This is a genomic window from Bacillus sp. GC_Bacil_1 (assembly GCF_026540675.1).
GTDB classification, from domain to species: Bacteria; Bacillota; Bacilli; order Bacillales; family Bacillaceae_G; genus Bacillus_A; species Bacillus_A cereus.
The window spans coordinates 55704-72758 of record NZ_JALNUG010000012.1 but is presented as its reverse complement, the minus strand read 5'-3'; the positions used below and the strand labels follow the sequence as shown (position 1 = coordinate 72758).

Sequence of the window (17055 nt, the reverse complement as noted above, 5' to 3'; positions counted from 1 at the left end):
TTATAATCTCTCCTTCATCGCAGCCGGAATGAGATAATGAAACAATTTAAATAAAATAAAAATCGGAATATATATAAGCAGTACACTCACTATGAAAACCTCAACTCTAATACCGAAATACGATTTCAAAAACATAAAAATGCCACCCGTATTAAAAATCCATTCTATAATATATAAATTAGATAACATAAAAAAGATATTCGTTTTCGCAAAGAATAATGTACTAAGCAACACATTTCGTAAAATATGGCGATTTAAAATATGAAAGCGCCCCAGCCCTTTCGCCTTAGCAAATAGTACATAATCTTTTTCTAGTTCATTTTCAAAACGAAGCACGACCATTTTTACAAACATAATCGTAGTCGGAATGCTCAAACACAATATTGGCAACCCCCTAATCGACTCGCCTCCAATTGAAGCAATTTGAAAAGGTAAAAAACCTGTTTGTTTAAAAAACCATACAACTAAAATTTGTGATACTAAAATAAGAAGGATATCTGGAATGGATTCTAGGAAGATAAGAAATGATTTAATTCGATGTTGTATACGCGGTGAACTACTCATAATTACATAAACAATACAAAATGCTACAAATAATGAAATAAAAAAAGCAGCTAAAAAAATAATAATCGTTTCTTTATAATGGACGAACAACTGCGGAAATAAAAATTTACCTCTCACATATTGCAAATTGGAAATATCCATTAAGTTCACAAACACTTCTTTTAAACTCTGTATGTACTTTGATACATCCAGCTTAAATCCATAAAACAATTTCGGCAGAGCCCCTAACATAATAATCCCCAAAATCGAAATAAGAAATTGAATCGTCACTTCCATTCCATTCAAAAATACTTTTTTGACCATTTTCGCCCTTCTCTCTCTATAATTTACCCCTTAATTTTATTCTTAATTTTCTGAATTGTAAATATTTTAAGAGCGAAAAATCACTAGGCTATGATCCTAGTGATTCCTTATGCGCATGCCTTTCTCTTTTCGCAAACGGCATATACAAAACCAAACATCCAATAAGCGCAGCTATTTCTAATGAAATAATATAGTAAGGATGCGGCCCTAACATATCAAGTAATGAAGCTGTTTCTGGCTTATGAGCTAAAAACATATAATTACCACCTGTTTTGTAATTTACAAACGAAACAATTGGAATCAATATGTTTAAAAATATCATTGTGCGTTTAATAGATTGTACTGTCGGACGATATCCTTCCACCCAAGTCATAAAGAGTGGTGCCCAAATGAGCAATATATGCGCAATAAAATATTCAATGAAACGAAAATGCGGAAAAGCATACTGCAAGTTTGGCGTTAAAATTGCTTGTGATGCACCAATAATTCCCGTGAAAAATACAATCTCATATATGCGGTAACTTTTCGTTACGATCATAATCGACGCTAATAATAAACTAATCGTACATAATTCAAACGGTAATGAAGTAGCTAGCTCAAAAATCCCCGCTTTCCACTCCCACATATGAAGCCCAATTTCACTACCTATAAATAAAAATGCAATTGCATATCGAACCGTTATATTCCACTCACTTTGACGTAATACATCTTGGTATTGATACAGAAAAAATATCCCCACCAACATAATAAATAATATAATGGCATGTTGCCTTGAGTATGGAATAAACGATTTTAATGGATGCGCACTAAAATAAGCTTCCATCTTCCTTCCTCCTCTCCTTCATACAATATTATTGTAAGAAAGAAACGACGAGTCAATTCATTTGCTTACACTTGGACAAGCTCTACCTTACATTTACATATTCATACCTTACAAAACTGTAAGGTTATTGTAAGCTAAAACGATTTGTCAGATTCTTCACCTCTTCTATACTTAATGTAGATACTAAAACGAACGAAAAGGTGATAAATAGATGAAGAAGAAAAATAAAGTGTTAATTACTAGTGTAGTAGCAATCGGAATTGCAGCTGGATCATACTTTGCATTTGCTGGGGGCGGTTCAGATGTAGCGATGGCATATAGCGGATATAAAGTAACTGAAAAACAAATCCAAAACGCGCAAAAATTTGGTGGCGAAGTTATTCCAAACGGAATTGAAACTATTTCATTCGATCCAACAAAAGGAACATATGAATTAGCTGTGAAAAAAGGCGATGAAGTGAAAAAGGGTCAGCTTCTATTTAAATACAATGATCCGACTGCGAAACAAGGTGTAACAGAAGCAGAAATGCAAAAGAAAATCGCACAAAAAGAAGTAACGTTGCTCCAAAAACAAATTGATGCAGCGAAACAAAAATTACAAAAAGATAAAAATGCAGGCCTTCCTGCTGAAGCATTAAAAGCATCAGAAGCCGAAGTTGGGCAATTAGAATCACAAATTGAAATGAAAAAGTTTGAAGTTGAAAAAGCTGATGAAATGATTAAAGTAGCAAAAGAGAAAGCAAACAATCTTTCTGTAACAAGTCCTGCTGATGGCGTAATTGATGATATCGTAAAAACTGCTGACGAAAAAACAGGTATGAGCGGAATTACTCTTCGTCACGCTGGTCAATTTAAAGTAAAAGGTCAACTTTCTGAATATGAGCTTGCTAGTATGAAAGTTGGGCAAGAAGTAACTGTTTCCTCAAAAACTGTCGCTGGTAAGACTTGGACAGGAAAAGTAACAGAAATCGGTTCTACACCTTTAAAGAGCATGGATGAAAATAAAACTGTTTCTAATTACCAATTCACTGTCACATTAGATAATAGTGACGAACTACAAAACGGCTTCCACGTTTACGTAACAAGTAAATCTGGCGAAGCAACTGGTACAATTATTCCGAAAAGCAGTATCGTGAAAAAAGGTGACAAAAATGTTGTCTTCGTTGTAAAAGACGGTAAAGCGAAAGAACAAGCAGTTACTGTTGAATTCGAGACTGATAGCGAAGCAAAAGTTTCTGGAGTGAAAAAAGGAGAGGAAATTATCTCTAAGCCTGAAAAAGACTTAAAAGATGGTATGGAGGTTGTCGCCCAGTGATTAACTTAAAAGGCATCACGAAATCCTTCCAAAATGGTGCAGAGTCCGTTCAAATATTACACGGGATTGATGTAACACTGAACCAAGGAGAATTCACTTCGATTATGGGACCTTCTGGTTCTGGTAAATCAACATTAATGAACATTATCGGTTGCTTAGATAAACCGACGACAGGTACGTACGAACTAGCTGGTCAAAACATTTCAAACATGTCTGAAACAGAACTTGCACACGTACGTAATAAAGAAATCGGATTCGTATTCCAAAACTTCATGTTATTACCTAGACTTACAGCACTTCAAAATGTAGAGCTACCTCTTATTTACGCTGGAGTCGATAAAAAAGAAAGACGTGAGCGCTCGTTAGCTGCTTTAACAAAAGTAGGCTTAGCTGATCGCGCTACTCACTTACCGAACGAATTGTCCGGTGGGCAAAAGCAGCGTGTCGCTGTTGCACGTGCAATCGTAAATAACCCAAAATTCATTTTAGCCGATGAACCGACGGGAGCACTTGATACGAAAACAAGCACACAAATTATGGACCTCTTTTACGAATTAAATAAACAAGGCTCAACAATTATTATGATTACCCATGATCGTGAAATCGGGGAAGCTGCAGCACGTCAAATTGTAATTCGTGACGGAAATATCGTCCAAGATTGGAGGGGTTAATTTTGAATACGAGTGAAAATATACGCATGGCCCTTTCCTCTATCTTTGCTCATAAGATGCGTTCTATCTTAACAATGTTAGGTATTATTATCGGTATTAGTGCCATTATTACTATCATCTCAATGGGTGATGGTACAAACGCAAAGTTTAAAAAAGAATTAGGCCAAGGAAAAGATAATGAAGTAACGATTTACTACAACAACCCTGATTACGGAACAGATAGTGCCAAAATCACACCTGATATGCTAAACCGTCTGCAAACTGTACCAGGCGTTAAAGATGTATATCCAGACGTAAGTATGAAAGTAAAAGCAGCTGCTGGTTCAAAAGATGTAAATCTTGATTTAAAAGGTGGAACAGGCGCCTTTATGAAAGATTCGAAAATAAAATTAGTTCACGGTCGTGAATTAAATGACAGTGAACTAAACCAAGCAATCCCTGCTGTTATATTAAATGAAGAAGCTTTCAACAAATTATTTAGTGGTTGGGAATCAAACCAATACACAGATATAAAAGGAAAGCCTTATAAAATAGTCGGTGTATACGAAACGAAAAACGACTTCGGAATGCCTATGCCTGAAGGTTATACGTCACTTGAAAACGCGCCTGTCATTTCAGGAGTAAATGAGTATGACTCTGTAAGATTAACAATGACCTCTCCGACAGAACGTAAAAGTGTAGAAAAACAAGCTGTTTCTGTCTTAAACGAAATGAAAGCTCCTAAATTTGAGCACAAATTCGAAGCACAAGATTTAGGTGAATTTACGAAACAACTAGACGAATCAATCGGTATGATGAAAATGGTATTCGGTGGTATTGCTGCTATCTCCTTACTTGTTGGTGGTATCGGTGTAATGAACATTATGCTTGTATCTGTAACAGAACGTACGCGCGAGATTGGTATTCGTAAAGCACTTGGTGCAACACGTGGTAAAGTATTAACACAATTCTTAATCGAATCTTGTATTTTAACAGGACTTGGTGGTTTCATCGGATTCATGCTCGGTATTTTCTTCGCTTGGATCGTCTCAATCTTTGCTGGATGGCCACTCGTTGTCTCAAAAGAACTTGGACTTCTTGCAGTAGGTATTTCAATGCTAATCGGTATTGCATTCGGACTATTACCAGCTAACAAAGCTGCAAAACTTGATCCAATTGAATGTTTACGATATGAATAAACAAAAACGTAGGAGTTTACACTCCTACGTTTTTTATTTACCTATTAAATCGAGTTTCTTCTATTATATATGTTTCACGTTACAACTATCATTCTAATACTCTTCATTATTTATAGGTACTAAGGCTATTATCTAATCCTATTATTGCAAAAATACTATGTAACAGACGAAAATCAAGGCGTAATTTTTTCCATGCTTCGACTGATTTTGTAACAATTATATCGATATTTCATTAAATTTCACCTCATTTATATCTTTTCACATCTAAAAAGGTTATTATCCCATAACTATTTTTTCATTTAAACAGTAAAATAAGCTGTTTTCGTAACACTATAGATATCCGCAAGAAACATTACTGTAACATTATTAATGTTACAGTAATTGAAATACTACTCATTTTGTGTTTTACATGCCCTAATACGCCAAAAAACAACAAGGAAGCGCTATCAGGATATTTATGGAATTGTTACAGAATATTAATGACCCGTTACGAAAGCTTTGTAATTATATGTTTTTCGCAAATAAGAAAATAATGGTTGCTATAATGAGGTCAACGAAAACAAATGCAATGGAGGCTATTATGAAAAAATTTATGGGTATAGCAACAGCAGCGGTTTTTGGTCTTGGGATTTTCACAACATCTGCTAAAGCAGAAACGATCGTAACGACTGACGTACTAAACGTACGAGAAAACCCAACTACTGAATCAAAAGTTGTAGGAAAATTATTAGATGGATATAAAGTAAATGTTTTACATACAGAAAATGGTTGGTCAAAAGTTCAATTGAATAGCGGTAAAGAAGCTTTCATAAGCGCTGACTATACAAAAGACACTTACTACGTAACAGCAAACGTATTAAACGTACGTGCTGGTGCAAACACAGACTCAGAGATTCTTGGTAAGTTGAAAAAAGATGATATAATCGAAACAACACACCAAGTACAAAATGATTGGATTCAATTTGAATATAACGGAAAAACAGCTTATGTTCATGTTCCTTACTTAACAGGTAAAGCACCAATTAAAGTTCAACCAGTAGTTAAAGCTGAAAAAACAACTACAGTTCAAGATACAGCTAAAGTTCGTGAAGCTGTTAAAGCTCAGGAAGTAGCTGAAACTCAAGCAAAAGCTAAAGCAGTGGAAGCAACTAAAGCTCGCGAAGCAGCTGAAGCTCAAGCAGAAGTTAAAGCTCAAGAAGCGGCTAAAGCTCGTGAAGCAGCTAAGGCTCAAGAAGCAGCTAAAGCTCAGGCAGATGCTGAAGCTCAAGCAGAAGCTAAAGCTCAAGAGGCGGCTAAAGCTCGTGAAGCAGCTAAAGCTCAAGCAGATGCTGAAGCTCAAGCAGCGGCTAAGGCTCAAGAAGCAGCTAAAGCTCGTGAAGCGGCTAAAGCTCAAGCAGATGCTGAAGCTCAAGCGGCTAAGGCTCAAGAAGCGGCTAAAGCTAAAGAAGCAGCTAAAGCTCAAAAACCAGCTACACAACAACCTGCTGCAAAAGAAACTGAAACAAGTGCACCATCATCTTCTCGTGAGTTACGTGTTGTAGCAACAGCTTATACAGCAGATCCACTTGAAAATGGTTATAAAGCAGGCGACCAAGTAAAATCAGCTTTAGGCCACAACTTAACAGCTAATCCAAACATGAAACTAATTGCAGTTGATCCAAGTGTCATTCCATTAGGTTCAAAAGTATGGGTTGAAGGTTACGGAGTAGCAATCGCTGGTGATACTGGTGGAGCTATTAAAGGTAATAAAATCGACGTTTTAATGCCAGATAAAGGCACATCAAGTAGCTGGGGACGTAAAACAGTTACAGTTAAAGTATTAAACTAGTTATAAAAAAGAGTCAGTCTCATCGTTGAGGCTGGCTCTTTTTTTACTCTATTAAACTACTGAAAAATGACATAGTAAATGAAATTATATCAACGATTTTTCAAATATATCTATCGTAACCTACAATATATCAACGATTTTTCGAATATATCTATCGTAACTTATAATATATCAACGATTCGACAAGAGATATCGATTTACCGACAAATTTTGACGTTAAAAGTACTTTAATATTAAAAAGGCGGTCCAAAATTTGGAACGCCCCCTATCTTCCCTATTCCACACAAGTAAACTGCGTCCAAGCCCCTACATAATCTAGTAAGAACAACTCCTCTTCCGCCATTGTACCGACAATATTTTTCCGTTCATCTATCGGCATTTCTTTTAGAATGATTTGCAGTTCACCTTTATACTTTCCGAATGAGTTATTACCAATTACAACTTGCCCTCTTTCCTGTAGCACACTTTCACGCACTGGGAAGTCATAGTCTTTGTACTTTTTACGTACTTCTGTAGAACGTACCATATACTCTGTTATGTCGCCGCGTCTTACGTGTAATTCTTGCAGCGTAGCTCTCTTCTCTACTTCAGTCACTTCGTCTACAAAGTGCACTTTTAGCTGTAACATGTAGCGATTTAAGTTTCCTAGTTTCTCTAACTCTTCCTCACTCGCATAAGCATTTCCGATAATGACATCATCGATTAGCCCTGTTGCCCATAAATGCTTCGCTTGTACTTCAATTGGTAAATTACGATGCTCTTCTAACGTACATAATCCGTCGTTAATATCCCATGGACCGATGTTTGCGGCATGTGATGTAATAAAGGCTGCACTACGAATACCATGCTTTTTAAAGCGTTCACTACAGCGAATGAAATAATCATACGGAAGACCAGTGAATTTTTGCGGATAAAAGTTATGGCAACCAATTAAAGCTGGTTTATTCGCCTGATGCGAAAGAATATTTTCTAAGTACGCAATATCGTTACTTACGTTCAGCTCAATTTTTAAGCCGTACGGGTTATTTGTCATTTTCGCTTCTGTTAATCCGTCAAAACCTAAATCTAAACGAATACCATCTGCACCTAACTCTGCAAAGAATGATAGATCGCTATAGCTAATACCAAGTTGATCAAATACCGCTGGAGCTACATCTAAAATAACTTCCATATTATGATCTTTTGCATGATTAATAATTTCTTTAAATTCAGCTACAATTTCTTCTTTCGGACGATTTACAGATAAAAGACATGTGAATATTCTTGAAAAACCGTGGCGTGCCGCTGCCGAAATGTATGCCATATCTTGTTCTTTCGTTGAATGCTCTGGATAAAGTGAAATTCCTAATTTACGCTCCATGCTTTTGCATCTCCTTCACACGTTGTATTAATGCCATGCTCGTAAATCTATATTTTGCAGATAAACATGTTGCACATAAAATCGTTGGTACAATAATTACGTATGGTGATTGTAATCCTAACATTACATAAGCACCCATTGAACAACCGATAAATAAAATTGATACGAATAGTAAAACTAATAAAGATTTACTTTGTACCCATTTTGAATAATGCGCAATACACTGCCCCGCTACGAATGTAATTAAGATGATAATTGCTCCGAGCATTTTTCTTTCTCCTCTCCTGCTACTTGTTGTTTCTCATACATTTTGAAGAACGGATAGTAAATAACGAATGAGATAACAAAGTTAATAAGTACAAGTACACCAGCCATAATTGTCCAGTCCGTACTAATAACCGCTGCAATTGGTGCTAACATCGTAAATGGCAATTTCGCCATCATCAGCGGAATCATCCCTGAAACAACAGCGAAATATGATACTGTCGTTGTCACTAACGGTGTAATAACGAACGGAATAATTAAGATTGGGTTCATTACAATTGGTGCCCCGAAAATAATTGGTTCGTTAATATTGAATAAGCCTGGCACAAATGATAATCTACCTAACTCTTTTAGGAACTTAGATTTAGAGAACATAAACATAATTACTAAAGCTAACGTTGAGCCAGATCCGCCAATCCATACGAACCATTGAATGAACTGCTCTGTAAATAAGTTTGGTAACTGATGTGCATTTCCTGTAGCCGTGAACACTTCCATATTTTCAAGAATTGCTGAATCCCACATCGGACGAATAATTGGTCCTAAAATTGCCGGTCCATGTATACCGAATGACCAGAAAAACACGATTAAGAATACCGTTAATAAACCGCCGAATAAATTATTTCCTACTAATACTGATTTTAGTGGTGCGATTAAATATGTGATTGTTGTATTTACATCAAATTTTAAACCGTAACGAATACCCCAGAATAAAAGAATAACGACTAAAGTTGGAATTAATGCTGCAAACGAATTTGAAACTGCTGGTGGTACACTGTCTGGTAATTTTATTGAAATATTATGCTTAATCATAAAATGATAAATTTCTACTGCAATTAATGCTGTAACAATTGCGCCGAATAAAGACGTTGCACTTAATGTTCCTACTGAAATATATCGACCTGCATCAATAACACCTGGTACAGCTTTCGTAATTTGAATTGGTTCAACTGATGCTAGTAAAAAGGCGAGTACAGATAGTAGCCCTGCACTTAATTGATTGAGCTGATAAAAGTTCGCGAGCGAAGCCCCTACACCAAACGCTGCGTATAAGGCCATTAGTCCTACTGTAAATCGGAATGGAATATCTAAAATATGGCGAAACGGTGCAATCCATTCCATATATGCATCAATTGGTAAATTTAAAAAGATAACGAAAAATGACCCGACGATCGTTAACGGTAATGTAGAAATAACCCCATTTCGAATTGCCAATAAATGTCGTTGTCCTGCAATCTTTTGCGTTGTTGGCATAATCTTTTGTTCCATAAAACTCATAAACCCATTCATCAATAGCCCTCCTCTTTCTCTCTACTATAAAAGAATGAAATAAACTTTATAACATTATAATGTTTATATTTAAAAAGATATAATTATGTTAAAACTAATTGTTCTGCTTGCTTAAGCACCTTCAAACCATCACACATGCCATAATCTCGTTGGTCTATAATTGCAACTGGTATGTTGTATGAGTTTGCAAGAAACTCTACAGCTGGAAATAAATATTTCACTTGTGGACCAATTAAAACGACATCAGCTTCCTTAATTTCAAGTTTCACAAGTTCTGAATCAACCGCCTTAATTTTATAATTCTTCCCCTGTTTCTTTGCCTCTTCTTGCATTTTTCTTACGACCATACTCGTTGACATACCTGCTGCACAACATAATAAAATATACATCTTATACTGTCACTTTCTCTTCCACTCGTTTATGAAGAGTAATAAATTCTTCAGCTAGTTCTTTCACTGTAATTGCATTCATTAAATGGTCTTGTGCGTGCACTAACAGTAAACTGATTTCTGCATGATTTCCTCTTGCCTCTTCTTGAATTAAATCCGTTTGAATACGATGCGCTGCTGAAATTTCCTCACTAGCAAGTTTCATCTTTTCACCGGCATTCTCAAAATCTCCTTGTCTTGCAAAAGCGATTGCTTCAAGCGCTGCACTTCTCGCATTGCCACCATGTAAAATTAACGCAAATGGAGTTTGCATATCAGCCATTTTAAATTCCCCCAAGCTATATGTTTTCTATATTTTTATCTTATTATGAAAACGCATACAATTAAACATAAAAAACTTCCGTTATGTAACGGAAGTTTTTATATACTTTTTCAAAATGATAATAAAATCTCTTGAAAATCTTCAATTACCTCGGTCTGAGTAAGTTTCTCTATCGTAGTTTGACTAGACATAATATCATATAAAAAATCATAAAGCCTTTGCAAATCTTCATTATTATTGCGCTTTACACTAAATAAAATAATTACTTGTACTTTTTTATCTCCCCAATCAACAGCCTTTTCAAGTGTGCAAAACATCAAAAAAGTTTCCTCACTTAATAACTGCATCGGATGCGGGATTGCAACTGAATTCCCAACCGCTGTCGGAGACGTATTTTCTCTTTCCATAACAGAAGCATAAAAGTTTTCTTGTACATAATGTTTCTCAGCAGCTTTCTCACATAAAAACTGAATAACATCCTCTTTCGTAGAAGCACTATGATTTAAAAAGATTAAATCTTCCTTAATATAAGGCTGCACACTAGTATTCACATGCGTAAACAACCGCTGACCAATCGATTTAATCTCTTTATCATCAAATATTGAATTCACTTTTATAACTGGAACAGGCAAGCCACTCGGTATATGAATCGTACTAATAATACAATCTATTTTTTCTTTATAAAGATCTTCTACTTTCAATTGATAATAGCCTGTAATACCTACAATCTCTAATTTATCTCGGAACTGTGATAAAATTTTATATTTTAATAGTTGTGCACTTCCTTGACCAGTCGCACAAACTAATAAGCATCTTTTCTTTTGATTTTGCTCCTGCAAACGGCTCATCGCTCCGCCGAAGTGAATTGCAATATAGCCAATTTCACTTTCAGGGATCGATTCACCCGTATATTCACCAATGATATCTCCAACAAGAACCGCAATTTCAAAAGCATACGGATAATTCTTTTTCACTTCTGCCAAAAGAGGATTTCTCGTATTTAACTTATACTTCAAACGATTTAATAACGTTTTTAAATGAATACCAAATCCAAATAATAATTCTTCGTCATAATAAAAAATAAGATTCCGTTCTTCCGCTACTTTAAAAAGAATATGTTGCATAAATGCATATATATCTTTCCCTAATAGCTCTTCTACATTTTCATAGCGATCTCTCGTTGTAACAGCAGTACTTAATAAATGCATCGTCACATATAATACTTCTTCTTCTGGAAATGAAAATTTTAACTCTTTCTCTAAATCTCCTAAAATCTGCTTCGCAATTGTATATTCTTTCTTTATTATAAGTTCTGATTGCTCCGCATGCAGTCCTTTCATATAATGTTGACTTTGACAACGCTTTAATGCGATTGCAATATGAATGACTAAATTATCAATTTCTATATCAGATAAATATATTGTTCCGCCTTCAATATACTTTAATATAATTGAACGAATGAGTGATATATGAGGTAGCGATAAATACGTCTCCGTCTGCTCAAATTGCTCATGAAACGGAGTATGGTCATAACGCGGTAAACCATATTGTGATAAACAAGAACGAATATTAAATTCCTTTCCAACAATACGTATACCATAATACGGTCTCTTCTCAATTTGTAATTTATAGCGACTACATATATCTGTAACATCTTTCATAATTAAATTGACCGTTGATTTGCTCACATAAATCTCTTCCGCTAATTCTGAAAGCTTCACATATCCCTCTGTCGTTAAAACACGCTGCAGAATGTACGCTATTCTTTCTTCATAAGAAGTTGGAATCTTTTCCGTCTGTTTTTGAAATAGACTCACACAAAATTCTTCAAATTTCTTCATTTGTATAATTTCTAATTCGTACCCAGTCCCTCTTTGCGATTCGATTTTCGCTCCGTTTTCTTCCAATATATCATTTAATAATTTTATATCCTTTTGAATCGTCTTCGTCGATACATGTAAACGGCCCGCTAAAAAAGCTCGATTTAACATCGATTTCTCTTCTAAAAACTCCTCTAAAATAGAAATTAATCGCTGATGCACCTTTGTCATAGCTCTTCCTCTCGCTCTTTATATATAAATGGGGAAAAGCTGCTGAAATCAGTAGTTTTTCCCCTTTATATTCTCTCTATTTCTTTAATGTGAACCCGAATTTATCCCAAGCTTGTAAATAATCTAATAAGAAAATTTCTTCTTCTATAATTCGACCAACTACATTTGTTTTTCCTGTATTCACCATATCTTTTAATGCAATTTGTAATTCGCCTTTATACTGGCCATATTGTTCATTATCAATTAATAAATCTCCACGCTTAATTTCACGCGTATTATGAGGTTTAAACTCTTCTTTTTTATATTTCACACGACTTTGTGTAGAACGAATCATATATTCAGATACATCTCCGCGATAAAAATGTGGTTCGTCTAATACGATAATTCTTTCTAATTCTGTCGTTGTATTATATAGTTCTATATCAAATGTTTGTTTCTCTTTATTTAATGCACCTAGTGCTTGTAATTCTTCTTCTGACGCATATGCGTTTGCAATAATAACATCATCAATTAATTCCGTCGCAAATAAATGCTTCGCCTGTGTTGTCATCGGTAATTCACGATGCTGCTCTAATGTACATAACCCTTCTGTTACTGGCCAAGGTCCGTATGTTGCATCAAATGATGAAATAAAAGCAGCCGTTCTCATACCGTAATCTTTAAATTGTTTCGAGCATTTAATGAAATGATCGTATGATAACCCTGAATAACGATGCGGATAAAAATTATGACAACCAATTAAATTTTCACGATTTGGTCTATGACTCATAATGTTATCTACATACTTCGTACCATTACTCATATTAATCTCAATTTTCAAACCATACGGATTATAAGTCATAATTGATTCTTCTAATCCTGAGAAACCAACATCTAAACGAATACCGTACGCACCTAATTCATGGAAGAATGATAAATCATTATACGAAATACCTAATTGTTCAAAAACAGATGGACTAATATCAACTAATACTTGGAACCCTAATGCATTCGCATGAGAGATCGTTTCTTTAAATTCTTCTATAATTTTCTCTTTTTCTCCATCCACAGATAATAAACATGTGAACACACGTGTAAATCCATATTTACTTGCTAATGTTAAATACTCCTTATCTTTCTCTACTGTTGAATGTTCTGGATAAATAGAAATACCTAATCGTCTCATATGTACACGCCTCTTTCTTCATCATATTGTAAACCTTTTCAAATATATGTAGTGAAAAAGTATATATCCCCTTCTTGTTCACTACCCTTTTGAATCCGCTTTCTTTAAAGAAAAAACAATTTCTATCATTCTTAACACCTACAAGTCTATACATCTATACTTTACATCTTTTTTTCATAGTTGTGTAGCTTTTACACAAATTTGTCAGTTTTTCATCTTAAAAATTGTTATCCGTTTTCAAGACACCTTCCTTGACTGTTTCATTGGCCAATACATATACTCGAAAGAAAAGAGAAAATTTTATATAGGGGATGAATATATGGGAGAAGCAATACTCGTAAAACGAGAACCGTTATGGACAAAAGAGTTTGTTGCTTTAATTTTTGCAAACTTATGTATGTTTTTAGGGTTTCAAATGTTAATTCCAACCTTACCTGTTTATGTGAAAGAAATTGGTGGCACAAGTTCCAATATCGGATTGGTTGTCGGCATGTTTACCGTTGCGGCACTTTTTGTTAGACCGCTAACTGGGAACGCCTTGCAAAAATTTAATAAAAAAATCATCTTAATGATCGGTACTGCTATTTGTTTACTCGCTATGGGCAGTTACCTTTTCGCCTCAACAATCTTTCTCTTGCTTGCTGTTCGTATTTTACACGGAGCTGGTTTCGGTATTACAACGACTACATATGGAACTGTCGTTTCTGATTTAATTCCCTCAGCTCGCCGCGGAGAAGGCATGGGATATTTTGGTCTTTCTGGAACAATCGCAATGGCCCTCGGTCCACTTATCGGACTATGGCTTATGCAAACATATAACTTCACAATTCTTTTTTTATGTGCATTATCGTGCACAATTGTTTCATTAATATTAACGAAACTACTTCAAATCCAAAAAACGAAACAGCCTCCACAACAATCATCTAGTTCTTTTCTCGATGGATTTATTGAGCGTAAAGCTTTACTTCCTTCATTATTAATATTATGTATTACATTAATGTACGGAGGAATCGGAAGTTTTATAACACTATTTGCTACAGAAGTCGGCATAGCTGATATTAGCCTTTTCTTTTTATGTAATGCACTAGCAATTGCTGTGACTCGTCCATTCTCTGGAAAGCTATATGATGCGAAAGGCCATACTTTCGTCATCATTCCGGGAGTTATTATAACGTTTACAGGTATTATTTTATTGTCGTATACGACGACAATTCCGAGCTTAATTATTGCTGCAGCATGTTACGGAAGTGGTTTTGGGGCGATCCAACCTGCACTACAAGCATGGATGATTGACCGCGTAGCGCCGCATCGACGTGGCGTAGCAACGGCTACATTCTTCTCCGCATTTGACCTTGGTATCGGCGCTGGAGCTATTATATTTGGATTTATTGCTCATTTTACAAACTATGCAACTGTATATCGTTACTCCTCTCTGTTACTTATTGCTTTTCTCTTCATTTACATTACAAGCATAAGAAAACAAAAGCATAGCGATAAAAACACGGAAAAAGCTGCTGGATAAATCAGTAGCTTTTTTATCGTGTTAAAAAATTATTTTCCCTCATTTTGCTGTTATAAAACTACATGCATTTTCCTACATATTTTTTTAACTTTCATCAAAAAATATACGATGAACTCGCAGACGCTTTCCTTGATATTCAACTGAACATTATTATTCTAAAAAGTGTGATTTCTTTACAAAATTAAGATTTTCACAAGATGAAAACCAATAAAATACAGCTGTTTCTTTAAGGGATTGTAAACTTTTCTTCTCTTTGTAAAATTAGTGTAAATTTTACTAGCAAACCGTTTACAGTGCCTCAAGGTTCAGTTAATAATTACATCGTACATGAAATTTAAGGAGTGGAATGCGTGGAATATAATGTTCAAGATATGATCTTCCAGTTCATTGGTGGATTAGGTATTTTCTTATTCGGGATTAAATACATGGGCGATGGACTGCAACAAGCAGCTGGAGATCGTCTTCGAGATATTCTAGATCGTTTTACAACAAACCCACTTATGGGTGTACTAGCAGGTATGTTAGTTACTGTATTAATCCAATCAAGTTCAGGAACAACCGCTTTAACAGTCGGACTTGTAAGTGCTGGATTTATGACATTAAGACAAGCAATCGGTGTTATTATGGGTGCAAACATCGGTACGACAGTTACTGCATTTATTATCGGAATTAAAATCGGAGAATATGCTCTCCCAGTTATGGCAGTTGGAGCAATCTTACTATTCTTCTTTAAAAATAAAAAAGTACATTCTGTAGGTCAAGTTGTATTCGGTTTTGGTATGCTATTCTTCGGTTTAGAATTAATGAGCGCAGGTATGAAACCTCTTCGTTCTTTAGAGTCATTCCAAGATTTAATGATTAGCATGAGTGATAATCCAATTTTAGGAATTGTTGTCGGTACAGTCTTCACTTTAATTGTACAGAGCTCAAGTGCAACAATCGGTATTTTACAAGAACTATTCGGTCAAGGTGCAATCGATTTACAAGCATCTCTTCCTGTATTATTCGGTGATAACATCGGTACGACAATTACAGCAGTATTAGCAGCTATCGGTACTTCAATTGCAGCAAGACGTGCAGCATTAGTTCACGTTATCTTTAATATTATCGGTACAATTATCTTTACAATTTTATTAGTACCATTTACAAGTTTAATTCAATATTTCCAAACATCATTAAACTTGAATCCAGAAATGACTATTGCATTTGCACACGGAACATTTAACGTAACAAATACAATCATTCAGTTCCCATTCATTGCAGTATTAGCATGGATTGTAACAAAAATTATCCGCGGCGAAGATTCTGCTATTAATTTCAAACCGCAACATTTAAATCCAATCTTTATTGAACAATCTCCAGCCATCGCTTTAACTGAAGCTCAAAAAGAGATTATCCGTATGGCTGAGTTCTCATTACATGGATTAAAAGAAGCAAATCAATTTTTAAATACACAAGACAAAAAACACGCAAACATGGCTACTCAATTAGAAGGAGCTATTAACAATTTAGATAAAAAAATTACCGAGTATTTAGTTTTACTGTCAGAAAAGCCACTTTCACCTACGGATTCTGAAAAACATTCTGTTTTAGCAGGTGTTGTTGGAGATATTGAACGTGTCGGTGATCATGTAGAAAACCTTGTAGAACTTGTAGATTTCCAAATTTCAAACCGTGTTTCACTATCAGACGAAGCATTAGCTGAATTAAACGAAATGCTAGAATTAACGATTTCAACACTGCAAGACTCAGTTGAAGCTTTAACAAACTTCGATACTGAACTAGCTCAAACTGTTATTGCAAAAGAACGCAAAATCGACCAAATGGAACGTGTTCTTCGTAAACGTCACGTATTACGTCTAAACGAACGCAGCTGTTCAGGTGATGCAAGTATCATCTTCGTCGATATGGTAAGTAACTTAGAGCGCATTGGCGATCACGCTGTAAATATCGCTGACGGTGTTTTAGGCGAACAAGGAAAAATCAATTTAAAACAATCATTATAATGAA

The 17055-nt window shown here is 35.2% G+C and carries 15 protein-coding genes; 6 read left to right on the top strand and 9 right to left on the bottom strand.

Going from position 1 to position 17055, the window contains the following annotated elements; translation table 11 throughout:
- Positions 1–867, bottom strand: coding sequence for an ABC transporter permease subunit (locus OXT04_RS18750; protein ID WP_000239699.1), 867 nt, complete (start codon positions 865–867; stop codon positions 1–3).
- Positions 868–955: 88 nt separating this feature from the next.
- Complete coding sequence (locus OXT04_RS18745) at positions 956–1690, bottom strand: YwaF family protein (RefSeq protein WP_000388713.1); 735 nt, start codon at positions 1688–1690, stop codon at positions 956–958.
- 211 nt (positions 1691–1901) lie between these two features.
- On the opposite strand from OXT04_RS18745, the gene OXT04_RS18740 reads away from it, so the two are divergent.
- The 4 genes from OXT04_RS18740 (at position 1902) to entC (ending at position 6682) form a co-directional block, all read left to right on the top strand.
- Positions 1902–3005 carry an efflux RND transporter periplasmic adaptor subunit gene (locus OXT04_RS18740; protein WP_000728805.1) on the top strand — a complete coding sequence of 368 codons (1104 nt, stop codon included), beginning with the start codon at positions 1902–1904 and terminating at the stop codon, positions 3003–3005.
- Entirely contained in the window at positions 3002–3676 is a 675-nt protein-coding gene (locus tag OXT04_RS18735; protein WP_000609100.1) for an ABC transporter ATP-binding protein, read from the top strand. Before OXT04_RS18740 ends, OXT04_RS18735 begins: the two co-directional genes overlap by 4 nt.
- A gap of 26 nt (positions 3677–3702) precedes the next feature.
- The gene (locus OXT04_RS18730) at positions 3703–4854 is read left to right on the top strand and encodes an ABC transporter permease (RefSeq protein WP_404978291.1); all 1152 of its coding nucleotides are present in this window, start codon (positions 3703–3705) and stop codon (positions 4852–4854) included.
- 457 nt (positions 4855–5311) lie between these two features.
- Positions 5312–6682, top strand: coding sequence for a cell wall-binding protein EntC (entC, locus tag OXT04_RS18725; RefSeq protein WP_267416616.1), 1371 nt, complete (start codon positions 5312–5314; stop codon positions 6680–6682).
- A gap of 274 nt (positions 6683–6956) precedes the next feature.
- On the opposite strand, the gene OXT04_RS18720 is transcribed toward entC, so the two are convergent.
- From OXT04_RS18720 to OXT04_RS18690, 7 genes are all read right to left on the bottom strand, one after another.
- On the bottom strand, positions 6957–8042 hold the full coding sequence (locus tag OXT04_RS18720) for a DUF871 domain-containing protein (RefSeq protein WP_267416614.1): 1086 nt from the start codon (positions 8040–8042) through the stop codon (positions 6957–6959).
- Positions 8032–8310, bottom strand: a complete 279-nt coding sequence (locus tag OXT04_RS18715; RefSeq protein ID WP_097997705.1) for a hypothetical protein — start codon at positions 8308–8310, stop codon at positions 8032–8034. Before OXT04_RS18715 ends, OXT04_RS18720 begins: the two co-directional genes overlap by 11 nt.
- On the bottom strand, positions 8286–9596 hold the full coding sequence (locus tag OXT04_RS18710) for a PTS sugar transporter subunit IIC (RefSeq protein ID WP_097997706.1): 1311 nt from the start codon (positions 9594–9596) through the stop codon (positions 8286–8288). Before OXT04_RS18710 ends, OXT04_RS18715 begins: the two co-directional genes overlap by 25 nt.
- Before the next feature lie 83 nt (positions 9597–9679).
- The gene (locus OXT04_RS18705) at positions 9680–9985 is read right to left on the bottom strand and encodes a PTS sugar transporter subunit IIB (protein ID WP_000275643.1); all 306 of its coding nucleotides are present in this window, start codon (positions 9983–9985) and stop codon (positions 9680–9682) included.
- A 1-nt stretch (position 9986) separates the two neighbouring features.
- Positions 9987–10307, bottom strand: coding sequence for a PTS lactose/cellobiose transporter subunit IIA (locus OXT04_RS18700; protein ID WP_000774623.1), 321 nt, complete (start codon positions 10305–10307; stop codon positions 9987–9989).
- Between the two features lie 110 nt (positions 10308–10417).
- Positions 10418–12358, bottom strand: a complete 1941-nt coding sequence (locus OXT04_RS18695) for a BglG family transcription antiterminator (RefSeq protein WP_086422271.1) — start codon at positions 12356–12358, stop codon at positions 10418–10420.
- 76 nt (positions 12359–12434) lie between these two features.
- Complete coding sequence (locus OXT04_RS18690) at positions 12435–13523, bottom strand: DUF871 domain-containing protein (protein WP_267416600.1); 1089 nt, start codon at positions 13521–13523, stop codon at positions 12435–12437.
- Between the two features lie 319 nt (positions 13524–13842).
- Between OXT04_RS18690 and OXT04_RS18685 the strand changes: the two genes are divergently transcribed.
- Together OXT04_RS18685 and OXT04_RS18680 are read left to right on the top strand one after the other, a co-directional pair.
- Entirely contained in the window at positions 13843–15045 is a 1203-nt protein-coding gene (locus tag OXT04_RS18685; RefSeq protein WP_000503253.1) for an MFS transporter, read from the top strand.
- 350 nt (positions 15046–15395) lie between these two features.
- Complete coding sequence (locus OXT04_RS18680) at positions 15396–17051, top strand: Na/Pi cotransporter family protein (RefSeq protein ID WP_000456276.1); 1656 nt, start codon at positions 15396–15398, stop codon at positions 17049–17051.
- Positions 17052–17055 lie beyond the last annotated feature (4 nt).